The organism is Vitreoscilla filiformis, assembly GCF_002222655.1.
Taxonomy (GTDB): domain Bacteria; phylum Pseudomonadota; class Gammaproteobacteria; order Burkholderiales; family Burkholderiaceae_C; genus Ideonella; species Ideonella filiformis.
The window spans coordinates 1,070,293-1,085,642 of sequence record NZ_CP022423.1 but is presented as its reverse complement, the minus strand read 5'-3'; the positions used below and the strand labels follow the sequence as shown (position 1 = coordinate 1,085,642).

Here is a 15,350-nt window from a genome sequence, read left to right as displayed (position 1 = left end):
GACATGACTGTTTTCGCTTCTTTGCGCGCGTCGGCAACCTTGATGCCTGCCCGCTGCATCCCCGCTGGCCTGGCTTTGGCCTTGCTGAGCGTTTTTGCCTCGCCCATTCAAGCCGGCGAGGGCCACGATCACGGGGACACGCCCGCTGTGGCCAACGCCAACGGCCCGCAGCGCCTGCCCGATGGCAGTGTGTTTCTGCCCAAACCGGCTCAGCGCCAGTTGGGGGTGCGCACGGTGCTCACTGTTGCAGCGGCTCTGCCGCGCAGTGTGGAACTCAACGCTCGGGTGCTGATGGATCCGAACGCCGGCGGCAAGGTGCAGGCCTTGAACGCGGGGCGCCTGGAGCCCGGCCCCAACGGCTTGCCGGAGCTGGGCCAGTCGGTGCGCAAAGGCCAGGTACTGGCCTATGTGCAGGCCTCGGCGGCACCGTTGGAGCTGGCGGGCCAGCAAGCGCAGTTGGCCGAGCTGCGGGCCGCACAAGCGCTGGCCGACAAGCGCCTGGCCCGCCTGACCGAACTGGCCGACACCGTGCCACGCAAGGAGCTGGAAGCCGCCCAAAGTGAGGTACAGAGCTTGGCCGCCCGCGTGGCCGCGCTGACCGGCGGTGTGGCAGCGCGTGAGGCGCTGATCGCTCCGGTGTCCGGCGTCATCGCAGCGGCCCAGGCGGTGGCTGGGCAGGTGGTGGATGCACGCGAGCTGGTGTTCGAGATCGTCGATCCAGCGCGGCTGCGCATCGAGGCTCTGGCGTACGACCCGGCCTTGGCGCTGGACATCGCCTCCGCCACCTTGGCCGTGGGGGAGCAGCGTGTGCCCCTGCGTTTCCTCGGGACGGCCCACAGCCTGCGTGAGCAGGCTTTGCCGCTGTCGTTCGGCGCGCAAGGAGCGGCGCTCGGTGCGTTGGCCGTGGGGCAGCCGGTGCGGGTGTTCGTGCAGCGCCGCAGCCAGGTGCAAGGCGTGGCCGTACCAGTCACAGCCCTGCTGAAAAACCCCGCCAACCAGAACATCGTCTGGGTCAAGGCCGCGCCGGAGCGTTTTGCGCCCCGGGTGGTGACGGTGGAACCGCTGGACGGTGTTCAGGTGGCCATCACGGCGGGCCTGAGTGCTGGCGAGCGTGTTGCCACCCAAGGCGCCACCCTCATCAACCAAGTGCGCTGAAAGGGCTGCCATGTTCAAGTGGTTGTTGCACAGCAGCCTGGCTAACCGCCTGCTGGTGATCATCGCCAGCGTGGTGCTCATGGCCTACGGCGCCTTCACCCTGTCGCGCACGCCGGTGGACGTGTTCCCAGATCTCAACAAACCCACCGTCACCCTCATGACCGAGGCCGGGGGCATGGCCGCCGAGGAGGTCGAGCAGCTCATCACCGTGCCGCTGGAAACCACCATGAACGGCCTACCGGGCGTGGAAACGGTGCGTTCTACTTCGTCGGCCGGGCTGTCGTTCCTCTACGTCACCTTCAACTGGAGTACTGACATCTTCCGGGCCCGTCAGCTCGTTTCTGAGCGCCTGACGGCCATGGAGGAAGGACTACCCGAAGGCGTGGTGCCCCGCATGGGGCCGATCAGCTCCATCATGGGCGAGATCATGCAAATCGCCATTCCGGTCGATCCCAAAAAGATCAGCCCGATGGCCGTGCGTGAGTACGCCGACTGGGTGCTGCGACCGCGCTTGATGTCGGTGCCGGGGGTGGCGCAAGTCATCCCCATTGGCGGTGAGGTGCGCCAGTTCCAGGTGCAGCCCAACACCGCCCGCATGGCGGAGCTGGGCATCTCGCAAGAGCAACTGGAAACCGCGCTCAAAGGCTTTGCCGCCAACAGCTCGGGGGGTTTTCTGGAGGTCAACGGGCGTGAGGTGTTGATTCGCCACTTGGGGCGCACCTCGCGGCTGGAGGACTTGCGCAACCTGGCGCTGACGGCCAAAACCCCAGCCGGAGGTGGGGCGCCGCAACCCATCTTGTTGCAGCAGATCGCCGAAGTGACGTTTGCCGCCGCGCCCAAGCGGGGCGATGCCGGCTTTGAAGGCCAGCCCGCCGTCATCCTGGGCGTGCAAAAGCAGCCCACAGCCGACACCATCACCCTGACGCGCCAGATTGAAGACGCCCTGGCAGGCCTGCGCGCCTCGCTGCCGGCGGGCATGGAGGCGCCGCGTGTCACCTTCCGCCAAGCCAGTTTCATCGAAGCTTCCATCACCACGCTGCAAGGCAAGCTGATCGGGGCGTCGGTGTTCGTGGCGGTGATCCTGTTCTTCTTCTTGGGCACGTTGCGGCCCACGGTGATTGCGCTCACGGCCATTCCCGTGTCCATCTGCATCACAGCGCTGGTGTTTGGCTACTTCGGGCTGTCCATCAACACCATGACGCTGGGCGGTTTGGCCATCGCCATCGGCGGTCTGGTGGACGATGCGGTGGTGGACGTGGAAAACGTGCTGCGCCGCCTGAAGGAAGACCGGGCCCGCCATCCGCAGCACCGGCTGCACCCGCTGGAGCTGGTGGCGCGCGCCTCGATGGAGGTGCGCTCGGCCATTCTTTACGCCACGGTGATCATCGTGCTGGTGTTCATCCCGCTGTTCGCGCTGCCGGGGCTGGAAGGCAAGCTGTTCGTGCCGCTGGGCATTGCGTTCATCGTATCGACGCTGGCTTCGCTGGTGGTGTCGGTGACGGTGACGCCGGTGTTGAGCTTCTACCTGCTGCCGCGCATGAGGACTCTCGACCACGGGGACACGCGCTTGCTAGCCTGGCTCAAGGCTGGCTATCGCCGTGCCCTGCAAGCCGTGCTGGCCCGGCCTCGTGCCGTGCTGGCTGGCGCCGGGGTGGTGGTGACCATGGCGGTGGCGGCGGTGCCGTTTTTCCCCACCACCTTCTTGCCGCCGTTCAGCGAAGGCACGTTGCTGATCGGGTTGCGCTTGAATCCCGGTGTCACCCTGGCCGAAACCACGGCGCTGGCGCGTCAAGCCGAGGTGCTGGTGTCACAAGTGCCGGAGGTGACGCATGTGGGGCGTCGCAGTGGCCGGGCCGAGCTGGATGAACACGCCGAAGGTGTGCATGTGAGCGAGTTGGATGTTGGGCTGCTGCCCAGCGCCGAACTGACACGCAGCATGGACGAGATCAAAGCCGACATCCGCGCCCGGCTGGCCAACCTGCCGGCCGCGTTGGAGATCGGCCAGCCGATCTCACACCGCATCGACCACATGCTGTCGGGGGTGCGCTCGCAGATCGCCATCAAGATCTACGGCGAAGACCTGGACATGCTGCGTGCCCAGGCCGATGCGCTGAGGGGCCGTCTGGCGGGCATCTCTGGTCTGGCGGACTTGCAGATCGAAAAGCAGGTGCTGGCGCCTCAGCTCAAAGTGCGGGTGGATTACGCCGCTGCTGCGCAATACGGCGTGCCGGTGCCACAGTTGCTCGCCACTTTGCAAGCGCTGGTGGAAGGCGAGAAGGTGACGCAAATCGTCGAAGGCGGGCGGCGCTTTGCTTTGGTGGTGCGGTTGCCGGAAGCCGCTCGTGGCCCACAAGGGCTGGGCGGGGTGCTGCTGGAAACGCCGCTGGGCCGGGTGCCGCTGTCGCGCTTGGCGACGATTGAAGAAGGGGACGGCCCGAACCAGGTGAACCGCGACGACGGCAAACGCCGCATCGTGCTCTCGGCCAATGCCTCCGGCCGGGCGCTGTCCGAGGTGGTGGCCGACATCCGGCAGGTGGTGGCCGCCACCCGCCTGCCCGAAGGCGCCTTCATCACCCTGGGTGGGCAGTTCCAGGCGCAGGAAGAAGCGTCACGCCTGGTGGGGCTGCTGTCCATCGTCTCGCTGGTGCTGATGTTCGTGGTGCTCTACAGCCGCTACCAGTCGGTGCGGCTGTCGGCGCTCATCATGGTCAACATCCCGCTGGCGCTGGTGGGCGCGGTGCTGGGGCTGTGGTGGTCGGGCCAGCCACTGTCGGTGGCGGCCCTGGTGGGCTTCATCACGCTGGCAGGCATTTCGGTGCGCAACGGCATCCTCAAGGTGAGCCACTACATCAACCTGATGCGCTTTGAGGGCGAAGAGTTTGATCTGTCCATGATCCTGCGCGGTTCGGCCGAACGCCTGGCGCCGGTGCTGATGACGGCCTTGGTGACCGCCTTCGCACTGGCCCCGCTGCTGTTTGAGGCCGAGCGCCCAGGCACCGAGGTGCTGCATCCGGTGGCCGTGGTGATCTTCTTCGGGCTCATCAGCTCCACGCTGCTGGACACCTTCCTCACCCCGCTGATGTTCTGGCGTTTTGGCCGCCGTGATGCCGAACGGCTGATGGATGCCAAGGACGCCGAAGCGCTGTAAGAAGCGCTGCACGCAGGGGCCCAGCCGGGCCCTTTTTCGGGGCGCCTCCCGGCGCTCCGGTTTCCTCCACGTTTCACGCAAAGGACGATCATGTTCCGCAAAACTGCGCTCCCCACCCTGATCCTGACCGCTTGGCTGAGCTGGGCCGGCATGGCCCAAGCCGCTGGCGATGGCCATGCACACGCCCACGAGCACAAGCCACTGCACGGCGGTGTGGTCATGGAAGTGCGCGACATGGATTACGAGCTGGTGGCACAACCGGCGCTGCTTCAGCTTTATCTGCGCGATCACGGTAAACCCGCCGACCTGGCCCAGGCCAGCGCCAAGCTCACGCTGTTGACGGGGGCAGATAAACAAGAAGTCACCCTCCAATCGGCTGGCGACAAACTCGAAGCCCGTGGCAGCTTCAAGTTGGCAGCGGGCACCAAAGCGGTGGCGGTGGTGACGCTGGCCGGTAAACCGCTGGGTACGGTGCGGTTTGTGCTGAAGTAAGCATTGAGCCCGTCCCGTTCTGAGCTCATCCCCTCCTAGCGTCAGCGACGGGCCTGAACCTTCCACGCATTGAACCCCCCATACAGCAACCGCACGTTCTCAAACCCGTCCATGCGCAGCGCCATCGCCACCTGGGCGGCAAACGAGCTGGTGTTGCAGTACACGAGGATGGTTTTGTCACGCGGGAGCTTGGCGCGCTGGGCGAAGACTTGGCGCCACTCGATGTTCACCGCGCCCGGCACATGGTCTTGCTTGAACTGCGCGGCATCGCGCACATCGAGCACCCAAAACTTGCGCAGATCCTCCGGCCCGATTTGCTCCGGCGTGATGGTGCCGGCGTTGGCATCCACAAAATCGAAATAGCCTTCCAGCGCGCTGACGGTGGCCGGATCGGCCTGCGCCAGCCCTGGGCCATGCAGCCCGAGGGCGGCGATGCCGATCCAAAACCAAGGGCGAATGCTCACAGTGTGTCTCCTTCAAAGGGGTGCCAGCATACGGCATTGGGTATCCAAACCAACTTGACGTTTGTGCGGGGCTTGTTTGTTTTCGATATTTCCATAAAAATCGAATCATGGAAGAAAAAGATGCCGTAGCCGCTTTGGCGGCCTTGGCGCAAGCCGCTCGCTTGCGCGTGTTCCGGGCCTTGGTCGGTGCGGGGCCGCAGGGCCTCACGCCCACGGCGCTGGCCGAAACGCTGGCGGTGCCGGCCTCGACGCTGTCCTTTCATCTGAAGGAGCTGATGCACGCCGGGCTGGTGTCGGTGCAGCGCGAGGGGCGCAATCTCATCTATCGCCCGGAGTTTGGGCAGATGAACGCGCTGCTGAGTTACCTCACCGCCCACTGCTGCCAGGGCCAGCCCTGTGATTGCGGCCCGTCGGCCGTTGACTGTGATCTTGTTGACAAGGAACCCTCATGAAGCGCTTTCACGTTCATCTGCATGTGGCCGACCTGGCCGCCAGCATCGCCTTCTATGCCAAGTTGTTTGACGCTGCGCCCAGCCGCGTCGAAGCCGATTACGCCAAGTGGATGCTGGACGACCCGGCGGTGAACTTCGCCATCTCCACCCGAGGCCACGAACCGGGCCTGGATCACCTCGGTTTCCAAACCGACGACCCGGCCGAGCTGGCCGCCCTCAAAGCCCGCGCCCAAGCCGCCGACCTGGCCTTGCTGGACGAAGGCGCCACCACCTGCTGCTACGCCCAAAGCGAAAAACACTGGATCACCGACCCGCAAGGCATCGCCTGGGAGCACTTCCACACGCTGGGCAACATCCCCGTGTTCCGCGAAAGCGAAGCGCCCGCCGGCGCGTCGGCCTGCTGCGCCCCGCGTGGCAAGCCGATTGGCATCCCGGTCAAATCCAGCTCGTCGTGCTGCTGAAAGAGGTGAACATGAGCAAGATCTACAACGTGCTGTTCGTTTGCACCGGCAATTCGGCGCGCTCCATCTTGGCCGAAGCGCTGTTGAACAAGATGGCCCCGACACGCTTCCGGGCCTTCTCCGCTGGCAGTCAACCCAAAGGGGCCGTGCATCCGCTGACGCTTGCCGTGCTGGCGGACAACCACATTCCCACCACGGGTCTGCGCAGCAAAGGTTGGGAAGAATTCGCTGCCGCCGATGCCCCCCATCTGGACTTCGTGTTCACCGTGTGCGATCAAGCCGGCGGCGAAGTCTGCCCCGTGTGGCCCGGCCAACCCATGACAGCCCACTGGGGCATGCCCGATCCGGCTGCTGCTGACCCTGCCAGCGCTGAGCGGGCGTTCAAAGATGCCCTCATCACCCTGCAACGTCGCCTGCAACTCATGCTGGCCTTGCCGCTGCACAGCCTGGAGGCGCTGGCCATCCAGCAGGAAATCCGTGCCATCGGCACTCGCTGAATTCCCACCATGACTGTTCACGTCCTCATCCTCTGCACCCACAACTCGGCGCGCAGCGTGCTCGCCGAAGGGATGCTCAACCACCTGGCTGCCCAGCTCGGGCGCGATGTCCGCGCCCACAGCGCCGGCAGCGCCCCCAGTGGCCGGCTCAACCCCTTCGCCCTGGAAGCCCTCCAACAAGCCGGGATCGACACCACCGGCTACCGCAGCAAAAGCTGGGACGAGTTCACCCGTGAGGGCGCCCCGCCGCTGTCCATCGTCATCACCGTGTGCGACAGCGCGGCAGCCGAAACCTGCCCCGTCTTCTTCGGCGGCGCCGGCCAGCCGGTGAAAGTGCATTGGGGCTACCCCGACCCGTCCCACGCCGAAGGCGGCGACGCGGGCAAGCGCCGGGCGTTTGAACTCACGCGCCAAGCCATCGGCTACCGCCTGTTGCAACTGCTGGCGCTGCCGCTGGATCGGCTCTCGCCTGCCGAACTGCACGCCGCGCTCAACGCCATCGGTCGTTCGTGAAGGAGCCTCCCATGAACGTGTTCGAGCGTTTTTTGAGCGTCTGGGTGTTTCTGTGCATCGTCGCGGGTGTGGCGCTGGGTCAGGTGCTGCCCGGCCCGGTGCAAGCCATTGGCCGCATGGAGGTGGCCCAGGTCAACCTGCCGGTGGGGCTGCTCATCTGGGTGATGATCATCCCCATGCTGCTGAAGGTGGACTTCGGCGCGCTGCACCAAGTGCGCCAGCACTGGCGCGGCATCGGCGTGACGCTGTTCATCAACTGGGCCGTCAAGCCGTTTTCGATGGCGCTGCTGGGCTGGATTTTTGTGCGCCAAGTCTTCGCCCCGTGGCTGCCCGCCGAGCAACTGGACAGCTACATCGCCGGCCTCATCCTGCTGGCCGCTGCGCCGTGTACGGCGATGGTGTTCGTGTGGAGCCGGCTGGTGGGCGGGCAGCCGCTCTTCACCTTGAGCCAGGTGGCGCTGAACGACAGCATCATGGTGTTCGCCTTCGCCCCCATCGTGGCGCTGCTGCTGGGCCTCTCGTCCATCACCGTGCCGTGGGCCACGCTGCTGATCTCGGTGGCGCTCTACATCGTCATTCCGGTGGTGCTGGCGCAACTGGGGCGCCGGGCGCTGCTGGCGCGTGGGCCCGCTGCGTTGGACGCCGCGCTGGCCAAGATCGGCCCCTGGTCGATCAGCGCCTTGTTGGCCACGTTGGTGCTGCTGTTCGCTTTCCAAGGCGAGGCGATCTTGAAGCAGCCGCTGGTGATCGCCCTGCTGGCGGTGCCCATCCTGATTCAAGTGGTGTTCAACGCCGCGCTGGCCTACTGGCTCAACCGCCGGTTGGGCGAGGCGCACGATGTGGCCGGCCCGTCCTGCCTGATCGGCGCCAGCAACTTCTTTGAGCTGGCGGTGGCCGCCGCCATCAGCCTCTTTGGCTTCGAGTCGGGCGCGGCGCTGGCCACGGTGGTCGGGGTGTTGATCGAGGTGCCGGTGATGCTCGCGGTGGTGCGCGTCGTCAACCGCAGCCGGGGCTGGTACGCGCAACGCCTCACGCCATGATGACGTGCAAGCTGTGTTCGTACGCCTCGGTGAGGCGCTCGAACAGCCCCAGCAGCGCATCGGAGGAGCCGGCCAAGGCCGCGCGCCCCTCGCTCGCCTCGGCCGTGCGCAAGCCGCGCAGCAAGCGCAGCCACTCGTCGCGGGCTTCGGCCAACAACCCTCGCGTGTCCGGGGTGGACAGCGGCGCGCGCTCCAACTCCAACAGCGCCGCCTCAAACGCATCCAGCAACGGCCCCAGCGCTTGGGCGCGTGCCAACTGATCGGGCAAGGTCGCCAGCAGCGCATCCTTGGCCAGGCGCTGCACGCGCATGCGCTGGCGCCCGCACAGGTTGACGATGTGCAGCGAGCGCCGCGCGCCGTGCAACTCCAAGGCGTCGGTCAGCGCTTCGGCGGCTTGCAACAGGGCTTCGGCGTGTTGGTCGGCCTCCAGCAGCGTGAGCGGCCCCGGACGCTGCTCCAGCACCGGCCCCAACACCGCCCACGCCCGGGTGACACAGGCCAGCGCCTCGGTCAAGGCCTGCGGGCCCTGCGCCAGCGGTGGCAGCGCGGCCAGGTGCGCCAAGTTGTCTTCCACCCGCAAACGGGCTTGGTGTTGCAGCGTGCGCGCCCGGCGCGCATCGACCCCGAGCAGGCGCTGCGCGGCCAGTTTCACCAACCGCTGCGACAACATGCGCAACTGCCCCGACCGGTTGATCGCCTCGGCCCACACCGACGCCTCCACCACCGAGCGCGACACCTCGCCCACCCGCAGATTGGCATGCATGGCCGCGCTGCGCAGCAATCGGAACGCATCATCTTCGGCCATGCCGCGCGTGCTCATCAACAAACCTTTGGCGCGATCGACCCATTTGCGCTCGTCCATCTGGGTGCGCAACTGGTGGAGTTGGCGGTGCAGCGTCTGCTGCTGGCGCCAGCGCGCCAGCTCGAACGCCAAGGCCTCGGTCAGCCAGACGGTGGCCGCCACCTCGTCGGGCCAGGACGCCAGCGGCCACCAGCTCGACACCCCTTGCGCCACCAAGGCCTCCCACGCCGTTCCCGCCGCCGCTGGGCCGACCCACACCAGCGGGCCCGCGCCCAGCGCACCGCCCTGGGCGGGCAACCATGACAACAGTTCGTCGGCTTGGGCCAACACCAGGGTGCAAACCGCGTCGGGAGCGGCACCAAGCCCGTGCACGCGGGCACCGGCACGGGTCAGCGCCGTGTGGATGCGCTCAGGCCAAGGGGTGTCTGCCAGGGCGGACAAAGACAGCAGTTGAATCGACAACATGGGGACATCCTGCAAGGATCGTGGACGATGAGACCATCTGCACCGATGATGGGCACGATACCCGATTCGGGGCATGGGTCTTGCTTGATTGGCTCGCTTCCGGTGCAACGGCGCACCAAAACCCATCGCCGCCGCGCAAAGTTCCTCTTTGCCGAAGTCGCGTCCACGACGCGCCGCGTGGTTGCCCCATCGCCACGCATGCTCCCGTGCCGGGGAGCCGGTTCGATTCTCCTTCATCACGTTCAGCCCCTGCGCAGGCGCATGACCTCGCAGAGGCTTGAACACGGCGGCGCGTCCTCCCTTCTTTTTTGTGTTCGTTCACCATGACCGACTTTCGCCAGTTCCTGCGCGCCGGCCACGGCCCCACGCTGTTCGCCGCGTTTTTCTATTTGATGTTCTCGTTCGTCATCTGGGTGCTCAACGGCGCCATGGCGCCGTTCATCAGCGAGGAGTTCAACCTCACCCCGGCGCAAAAGGGCACGCTGCTGTCCATTCCCATCATTGCCGGGGCGGTGATGCGCTTCCCGCTGGGGCTGTTGGCGCAGTACGTCGGGCGCAAAACGGCCACGCTGGTCGAGTTGAGCCTGATCACCTTCACCATGGCGTTTGGCTACTTCTTCGTTCACAGCTACGACGACATGATCAAGATGGCCTTCTTGCTCGGTGTAGCGGGGGCCAGTTTCGGTGTGGCCATGTCGCTGGGGTCGGGCTGGTTCCCGCCGCAGTACAAGGGCCTGGCCATGGGCTTGGTGGGGGCGGGCAACGGCGGCACGGCACTGGCGGCGCTGCTGGCGCCACCGCTGGCACAGAAGTTCGGCTGGCAAGCGGTGTACGGCATCGCCGCGCTGGCTTCGTTTGTGCCGATGGCCGTGGTGGCCTTCTTGGCCAAGGAGCCGCCCGACCGCGACGAACACGCCAACATGAAAGAGCATCTGGCCTGCCTGCTGGAAAGAGACGGCTGGGTGTTCAGCCTGATTTACGTCGTCACGTTTGGCGGTTTCATCGGCATCACCACCTTCTTGCCGACCTATTACTACGATCAGTTCGGCGTCTCCAAAGTGCAAGCCGGCCAGCTCACCATGCTGGCGGCGCTGATGGGCTCGGTGGTGCGCATCTTCGGCGGCTGGATTTCAGACCGTTGGGGCGGCGTGAACACCCTGACCGTGGTGTTGGTGGTGGTGGCCTTCGGCCTGGTGGGCGTGGGCCTGGTGGCGCATTCGGTGGTGTTGACCACGCTGCTGCTCATCGTGTGCTTCGCCGCGCTGGGGGCGGGCAACGGTGCGCTGTTCCAACTCGTGCCGCTGCGCTGGCCGATGTCCACCGCCGTGGCGGGTTCGATGATCGGTGAAATCGGTGCCCTGGGCGGCGGCTTGGTGCCGATGCTGATGGGCAACGTCAAGCAACAAACTGGCAGTTTCTTCCTGGGGTTTGTCGTGATGTCGGTGTTCTCGGTGCTGATGCTGCTGTTGATGCGCAAGATGCAAGTGCGTTGGACGCGCACCTGGGCGGAAAAAGGCGGTCGGGCGCGACTCAACCCCGCGTCCGGTGACGCCCGGCCAACCGGGGTGCGCCGCGTGGGCTGACCGCCCACGCCCCGCTCATCCGCGTGGCAACACCAGCAGCGCCAGCAGCAGCACCACGTTCAGCAACGCGGACAACCCAAACGCCAACTGCCACACCGCCAGCGGGTCACGCTGGAGCAACGGCGTGCTCGCGGGTGAACCCAAGGGGCGTGAGGCGCCCCGCTCCAGCGCCAGCAGCAACTCTTCGGCGGTTTCGAAGCGTTGCCGGGCATCGCGGGCGATGGCTTTGGCCAACAGGTGGTCGAGCCACATCGGCACATCGGGGCGCAGCCGCGAGGCGCCGGGCGGGTCGCGCCGGTAGCGCCCGCGTTGGTAGGGTTCGATCTCGCCATAAGGCAAGCGCCCGGTGAGCCACTGATACAGCGTCACCCCCAGCGCGAACAAATCGCTGCCGGGGCTGGCCACGCCGCCCTCGTCCCACTGCTCGGGGTTCATGTAACTCGGTGTGCCCGCGTGCAGCTCGCGCTGGGCGGCGCTCTCGCGGCCACTCAGGGCCACCCCCAGGTCGAGGATGCGCCAGCGCCCGTCGTCGCACAAATAGAGGTTGCCGGGTTTGATGTCGCGGTGAATCACGCCGTGGCGATGCAACAGCGCCAACCCCCGGACCCACGCCACGCCAGCGGCCACCACGTCCGCCACGGCGGGGGGGCCGCCAGCGGCCATGATCTGCTCCAACGTGCGCCCGTGGTGCCAATCGAACACCGTGTAGAACGCGCTGGCCTGGCTGGGCCGCTCATGCACGCCGACAAAAAAGAGCCGCCCCTGCCCACCGAGTTGGGTGACTTTCTGGCCCAACCATGCCTCATGCGCCAGCATGACCCGCTCCTCGGGGTCACCCGCCCGGCTCGGGTGCAGCGTTTTGATCACCACCAATGCGCCGCTGGGGCTGCGCGCTTGGTACAGCACATGCACCCCGGTGTCTGCCACCTTGGCGGTGAGGGTGTAGCCGTCCAGCACATCCCCGACTTTGAGCAGGGGCGGTGCGGGCAAGCGCCGGGCGTCCACCAAATCGTCGTCCAACTGGCGCGCATCCAACCCGGTGACGCGGATGAGCAAGGCACTGGCGTTGTCCTGCCCACCCGCCTCCAGCGCCGCGTGAACCAGCGCCTCGGCGGCGGCTTGCGCGGTGCCGTCTTGCTGCGCCAACGCCGCCAAACGCGCCGCCTTGAGCGGCCCGTGGACGCCGTCGCTGGTCAACACAAACACGTCACCCAGACGCACATCGCCTTGGGCAAAGTCCAAACGCACGCCATCGTCCAGCCCCATGGCGCGGGTCAAGCGGCTGCGTTGGTCGGGGTGATCAAAGGCGTGGTCTTGGGTCAAGACGCTCAACTCACCCCCTTGCGGCCCCGGGCGCCACAACCAAGCGCGGGTGTCGCCGACGTGGGCCAGCGTCCATGTTTGACCTTGCAGCGCCAGCGCGGTGAGCGTGGTCAGCGCGGCCCGGTCGCTGCGGCGGCGGTTGTGATCGACCAGCCAAGCGTTCTGCGCCCCGATGAGCCGATCCAGCGCCACCGTGGGCTCCCAAGTCGCCGGGGTGGCAAAAAAGTCACCCAACAGGCCCATCACCGTGGTTTGGGCTGCGACCAGCCCCTCGCCACCGCTGGACACCCCATCGGCCACGGCGGCAATCAGCCCACGATGGGCTTCCGGGGCGCAGGCGCGCACGGCGCCGCCAAAATCTTCGTTCACGCTGCGCGGGCCTTTGTGGCTGGCGTAACCGATGTCCACCGCAAAACTCATGGTGATCCCAGGGAGAAAGGGGTTGAAATGCTTGTTTCCGGTGCATCGCCCTGCGGGGCGCACCAAGGATGGGCGTACCCCGCGCTGGGCACCCCGCTCTGAGCTGGTACAGCACTTGCGTGAGCGCGAGGGCCCTCGTGCCCCCTCCCTCCTGCATGGTGTGCCAGCGTCGGCCACCACCAGCGTCTCACCGGCTTCGGCCTCCCGACTTGATCCTGCATGCTCGTCCGCCCTCTGCGCTGCGCAGATGGGGTGTCGTCTGGGCGTGTGTGTTCTTCCCGTGACGATCTGACATGCCAGTGGCGAGATGGTACGCCGGGCGATGTTTCACCCCTGCTCCACCGCCCCGCGATGAACAAACCCCGCCTCGTGATGATTGGCAACGGCATGGCCGGCGTGCGCACGCTCGAAGAGTTGCTCAAGCTGGCCCCGAATCGCTACGACATCACCGTGTTCGGCGCCGAGCCGCACCCCAACTACAACCGCATCTTGCTCTCACCGGTGCTGGCGGGGGAGCAAACGCTCGACGACATCGTGCTCAACCCGCTGTCTTGGTATGCCGCACAGGGCATCACCCTGCACCTGGGCCAGAAAGTGGTGAGCATCGACCGCGCCGCCCGCACCGTGACCGCCGCCGATGGCCGCACCACGACCTACGACCAACTGATCTTGGCCACGGGCTCCCTGCCCTTCGTGCCGCCGATCCCTGGGCACACCCTCGACGGGGTGATCGCCTACCGCGACATCGCCGACACCCACACCATGATCGACACCGCCCGCACCCACCGCCGGGCCGTGGTGATCGGCGGCGGCGTGCTCGGTCTGGAAGCGGCCAACGGCCTGCGCCAGCGCGGCATGGACGTGGCCGTGATCCACCTCGGCGCTTGGTTGATGGAGCGCCAGCTCGATGCCGCCGCAGGTCAGTTGCTGCGCGAATCGCTGGAAGCACGCGGCATCACCTTCCACCTCGGGGCGCAAACGCAGGCGCTGCACGGGGACACCTCGGGCCGCGTGAGCGCCGTTCAACTGGCCGATGGCAGCGTCGTACCCGCTGACTTGGTGGTGATGGCCGCCGGCATCCGCCCCCACACTGAGCTGGCCGAACGCGCTGGCCTGCACTGCCAGCGGGGCGTCGTGGTGGACGATCGGTTGCAAACCAGCGACCCAGCCATCTGGGCCGTGGGCGAATGCGCCAACCACCGGGGGGTAGCTTACGGCCTGGTGGCTCCGCTGTTTGAACAGGCCAAGGTGTTGGCCGCTCACCTGGCGGGTCAAGGCGCGGGCGTGGTTTACACCGGCAGCACCACCAGTGCCAAGCTCAAAGTCACGGGCATTGAGCTGTTTTCTGCCGGGGATTTCATGGGCGACGCCCACACCCAGCAACTGATCCTGAACGACCCGCTGGACCGGGTCTACAAAAAGCTGGTGCTGCGTGACAACACCCTGGTCGGCGCCTGCTTGTACGGCGACACCCTGGATGGCAACTGGTATTTCAAGCTCATCCGGGAGCACCGCGCCATCGGCGAGTTACGCGATGAACTGATGTTTGGCGAACCCCAGAGTCTTGACACACATCAAGCTGACTAAAAGCTGTCGGACGGACGAGAAGGCAAATCAAGGAAACCCAAACTGCACTGGCCATACTGGAACGAGGCACGGGGCGTTAAGCCTGTGTCAGCCGTTTTCTTGAACCGCTCCACGATCCGAAAGAAACACCATGCCTTCCATTCCGCGTCGTCACCTGCTGCTGGCCAGTTGTTCGGTGGTGGCCCCCTGGCCCACTTGGGGACAAACCGCCCGCACCCCCTCGGCCTCCGAACTCCCTGAACTGATCAACAAGGCGGGCAGCTTGCGCATGCTCAGCCAGCGCCTGTCCAAAGCGTGGCTGGCGGTCGGGCAGAACGTCGAAACCAAACGGGCGGCCCGCGTGCTGCAAGACTCGGTGGCGCAGTTCGAGCGCGTGCAAACCGACCTCAAACCCCTGCTGCCCAACCCCACCACCCGCAGCGCACATGGCCAGCTCGAACCGCTGTGGAACGAATTCAAGTCCCGCCTGACGGCCTCGCCACCCGCTCAACCGCTGGTGCCGGCCTTGCTCGGACTGGATGGCCGCGTCCTCGCCCAGGCTCACCAACTGACCCAAGCCCTGGAGCAGCATGCCGCCCAACCGATCAGCGAATTGGTGAACCTGGCAGGCCGCCAGCGCATGCTGAGCCAGTTCATCGCCAAATCTCACTTGGTCATGCTGTGGAAAAGCGCGCCCACCGATCTCCACACCCAAGTCGATGCCGCTCGCGCTGAGTTCACCCGCAACCTGAGCCGCCTGGACGCTGCCCCGCAAACCACCCCCGCCCTGAAACAAGAACTGCTGCTGGCCCGTCAGCAGTGGGTGTTCTTGGAGTCGGCAGCGGGACGTGACGAGCGCATCACCGCCAAAGACGCTGCCGAAGTGTTCGTCGCCAGCGAAAACCTGCTGGAGTTGATGGACCGCATCACCCAGCAATACGTGCGCCTCGGCGCATGACCTTCCTGCCC

At 66.2% G+C, this 15,350-nt stretch carries 14 protein-coding genes; 11 read left to right on the top strand and 3 right to left on the bottom strand.

The annotated features are described in order from the left end of the window. Nucleotides 1-3: 3 nt before the first annotated feature. The 3 genes from VITFI_RS05030 to VITFI_RS05020 all read left to right on the top strand — a co-directional run bounded on the left by VITFI_RS05030 (nt 4) and on the right by VITFI_RS05020 (nt 4,795). On the top strand, nt 4-1,155 hold the full coding sequence (locus tag VITFI_RS05030; protein ID WP_232476673.1) for an efflux RND transporter periplasmic adaptor subunit: 1,152 nt from the start codon (nt 4-6) through the stop codon (nt 1,153-1,155). Between the two features lie 10 nt (nt 1,156-1,165). After that, a complete protein-coding gene (locus VITFI_RS05025; protein ID WP_089416065.1) occupies nt 1,166-4,303 on the top strand; it encodes an efflux RND transporter permease subunit in 3,138 nt (1,045 codons plus the stop codon). A 90-nt stretch (nt 4,304-4,393) separates the two neighbouring features. Next, nucleotides 4,394-4,795, top strand: coding sequence for a hypothetical protein (locus VITFI_RS05020; protein WP_232476672.1), 402 nt, complete (start codon nt 4,394-4,396; stop codon nt 4,793-4,795). A 41-nt stretch (nt 4,796-4,836) separates the two neighbouring features. Here VITFI_RS05020 and VITFI_RS05015 read toward each other — a convergent pair whose 3' ends face one another. After that, nucleotides 4,837-5,259 (bottom strand): rhodanese-like domain-containing protein, encoded by a 423-nt coding sequence (locus VITFI_RS05015; RefSeq protein WP_089416064.1) that lies wholly within the window; start codon nt 5,257-5,259, stop codon nt 4,837-4,839. A 107-nt stretch (nt 5,260-5,366) separates the two neighbouring features. On the opposite strand from VITFI_RS05015, the gene VITFI_RS05010 reads away from it, so the two are divergent. Genes VITFI_RS05010 through arsB form a run of 5 tightly spaced genes read left to right on the top strand, consistent with a single transcriptional unit; the run spans nt 5,367 to nt 8,222 of the window. Continuing rightward, nucleotides 5,367-5,711, top strand: a complete 345-nt coding sequence (locus tag VITFI_RS05010; protein WP_089416063.1) for an ArsR/SmtB family transcription factor — start codon at nt 5,367-5,369, stop codon at nt 5,709-5,711. Further along, on the top strand, nt 5,708-6,172 hold the full coding sequence (locus VITFI_RS05005) for an ArsI/CadI family heavy metal resistance metalloenzyme (protein ID WP_089416062.1): 465 nt from the start codon (nt 5,708-5,710) through the stop codon (nt 6,170-6,172). Before VITFI_RS05010 ends, VITFI_RS05005 begins: the two co-directional genes overlap by 4 nt. Nucleotides 6,173-6,183: 11 nt before the next feature. Continuing rightward, complete coding sequence (locus VITFI_RS05000; protein WP_198301628.1) at nt 6,184-6,669, top strand: arsenate reductase ArsC; 486 nt, start codon at nt 6,184-6,186, stop codon at nt 6,667-6,669. A gap of 9 nt (nt 6,670-6,678) precedes the next feature. After that, nucleotides 6,679-7,182, top strand: a complete 504-nt coding sequence (locus VITFI_RS04995) for an arsenate reductase ArsC (protein WP_089416061.1) — start codon at nt 6,679-6,681, stop codon at nt 7,180-7,182. Nucleotides 7,183-7,193: 11 nt separating this feature from the next. Then, entirely contained in the window at nt 7,194-8,222 is a 1,029-nt protein-coding gene (gene arsB / locus VITFI_RS04990) for an ACR3 family arsenite efflux transporter (protein ID WP_089416060.1), read from the top strand. Here arsB and VITFI_RS04985 read toward each other — a convergent pair. Next, on the bottom strand, nt 8,212-9,489 hold the full coding sequence (locus tag VITFI_RS04985) for an ANTAR domain-containing protein (RefSeq protein ID WP_089416059.1): 1,278 nt from the start codon (nt 9,487-9,489) through the stop codon (nt 8,212-8,214). The two genes, arsB and VITFI_RS04985, sit on opposite strands and share 11 nt — an antisense overlap. A gap of 323 nt (nt 9,490-9,812) precedes the next feature. On the opposite strand from VITFI_RS04985, the gene VITFI_RS04980 reads away from it, so the two are divergent. Further along, nucleotides 9,813-11,072 carry an MFS transporter gene (locus tag VITFI_RS04980; protein WP_089417975.1) on the top strand — a complete coding sequence of 420 codons (1,260 nt, stop codon included), beginning with the start codon at nt 9,813-9,815 and terminating at the stop codon, nt 11,070-11,072. Nucleotides 11,073-11,087: 15 nt separating this feature from the next. On the opposite strand, the gene VITFI_RS04975 is transcribed toward VITFI_RS04980, so the two are convergent. Further along, nucleotides 11,088-12,815, bottom strand: coding sequence for a bifunctional protein-serine/threonine kinase/phosphatase (locus VITFI_RS04975; RefSeq protein WP_089416058.1), 1,728 nt, complete (start codon nt 12,813-12,815; stop codon nt 11,088-11,090). A gap of 351 nt (nt 12,816-13,166) precedes the next feature. On the opposite strand from VITFI_RS04975, the gene VITFI_RS04970 reads away from it, so the two are divergent. Further along, nucleotides 13,167-14,402 carry an NAD(P)/FAD-dependent oxidoreductase gene (locus VITFI_RS04970; RefSeq protein ID WP_089416057.1) on the top strand — a complete coding sequence of 412 codons (1,236 nt, stop codon included), beginning with the start codon at nt 13,167-13,169 and terminating at the stop codon, nt 14,400-14,402. Nucleotides 14,403-14,532: 130 nt separating this feature from the next. Beyond that, nucleotides 14,533-15,339 (top strand): type IV pili methyl-accepting chemotaxis transducer N-terminal domain-containing protein, encoded by an 807-nt coding sequence (locus VITFI_RS04965; RefSeq protein ID WP_089416056.1) that lies wholly within the window; start codon nt 14,533-14,535, stop codon nt 15,337-15,339. The last annotated feature ends 11 nt before the right edge of the window (nt 15,340-15,350 follow it).

What these genes read in the sequence shown, in the direction of transcription:
- VITFI_RS05030 (WP_232476673.1), top strand. Translation starts at nt 4, where the DNA reads ATGACTGTTTTCGCTTCTTTGCGCGCGTCGGCAACCTTGATGCCTGCC.
- VITFI_RS05025 (WP_089416065.1), top strand. Translation starts at nt 1,166, where the DNA reads ATGTTCAAGTGGTTGTTGCACAGCAGCCTGGCTAACCGCCTGCTGGTG.
- VITFI_RS05020 (WP_232476672.1), top strand. Translation starts at nt 4,394, where the DNA reads ATGTTCCGCAAAACTGCGCTCCCCACCCTGATCCTGACCGCTTGGCTG.
- VITFI_RS05010 (WP_089416063.1), top strand. Translation starts at nt 5,367, where the DNA reads ATGGAAGAAAAAGATGCCGTAGCCGCTTTGGCGGCCTTGGCGCAAGCC.
- VITFI_RS05005 (WP_089416062.1), top strand. Translation starts at nt 5,708, where the DNA reads ATGAAGCGCTTTCACGTTCATCTGCATGTGGCCGACCTGGCCGCCAGC.
- VITFI_RS05000 (WP_198301628.1), top strand. Translation starts at nt 6,184, where the DNA reads ATGAGCAAGATCTACAACGTGCTGTTCGTTTGCACCGGCAATTCGGCG.
- VITFI_RS04995 (WP_089416061.1), top strand. Translation starts at nt 6,679, where the DNA reads ATGACTGTTCACGTCCTCATCCTCTGCACCCACAACTCGGCGCGCAGC.
- arsB (WP_089416060.1), top strand. Translation starts at nt 7,194, where the DNA reads ATGAACGTGTTCGAGCGTTTTTTGAGCGTCTGGGTGTTTCTGTGCATC.
- VITFI_RS04985 (WP_089416059.1), bottom strand. Translation starts at nt 9,489, where the DNA reads ATGTTGTCGATTCAACTGCTGTCTTTGTCCGCCCTGGCAGACACCCCT.
- VITFI_RS04980 (WP_089417975.1), top strand. Translation starts at nt 9,813, where the DNA reads ATGACCGACTTTCGCCAGTTCCTGCGCGCCGGCCACGGCCCCACGCTG.
- VITFI_RS04975 (WP_089416058.1), bottom strand. Translation starts at nt 12,815, where the DNA reads ATGAGTTTTGCGGTGGACATCGGTTACGCCAGCCACAAAGGCCCGCGC.
- VITFI_RS04970 (WP_089416057.1), top strand. Translation starts at nt 13,167, where the DNA reads ATGAACAAACCCCGCCTCGTGATGATTGGCAACGGCATGGCCGGCGTG.
- VITFI_RS04965 (WP_089416056.1), top strand. Translation starts at nt 14,533, where the DNA reads ATGCCTTCCATTCCGCGTCGTCACCTGCTGCTGGCCAGTTGTTCGGTG.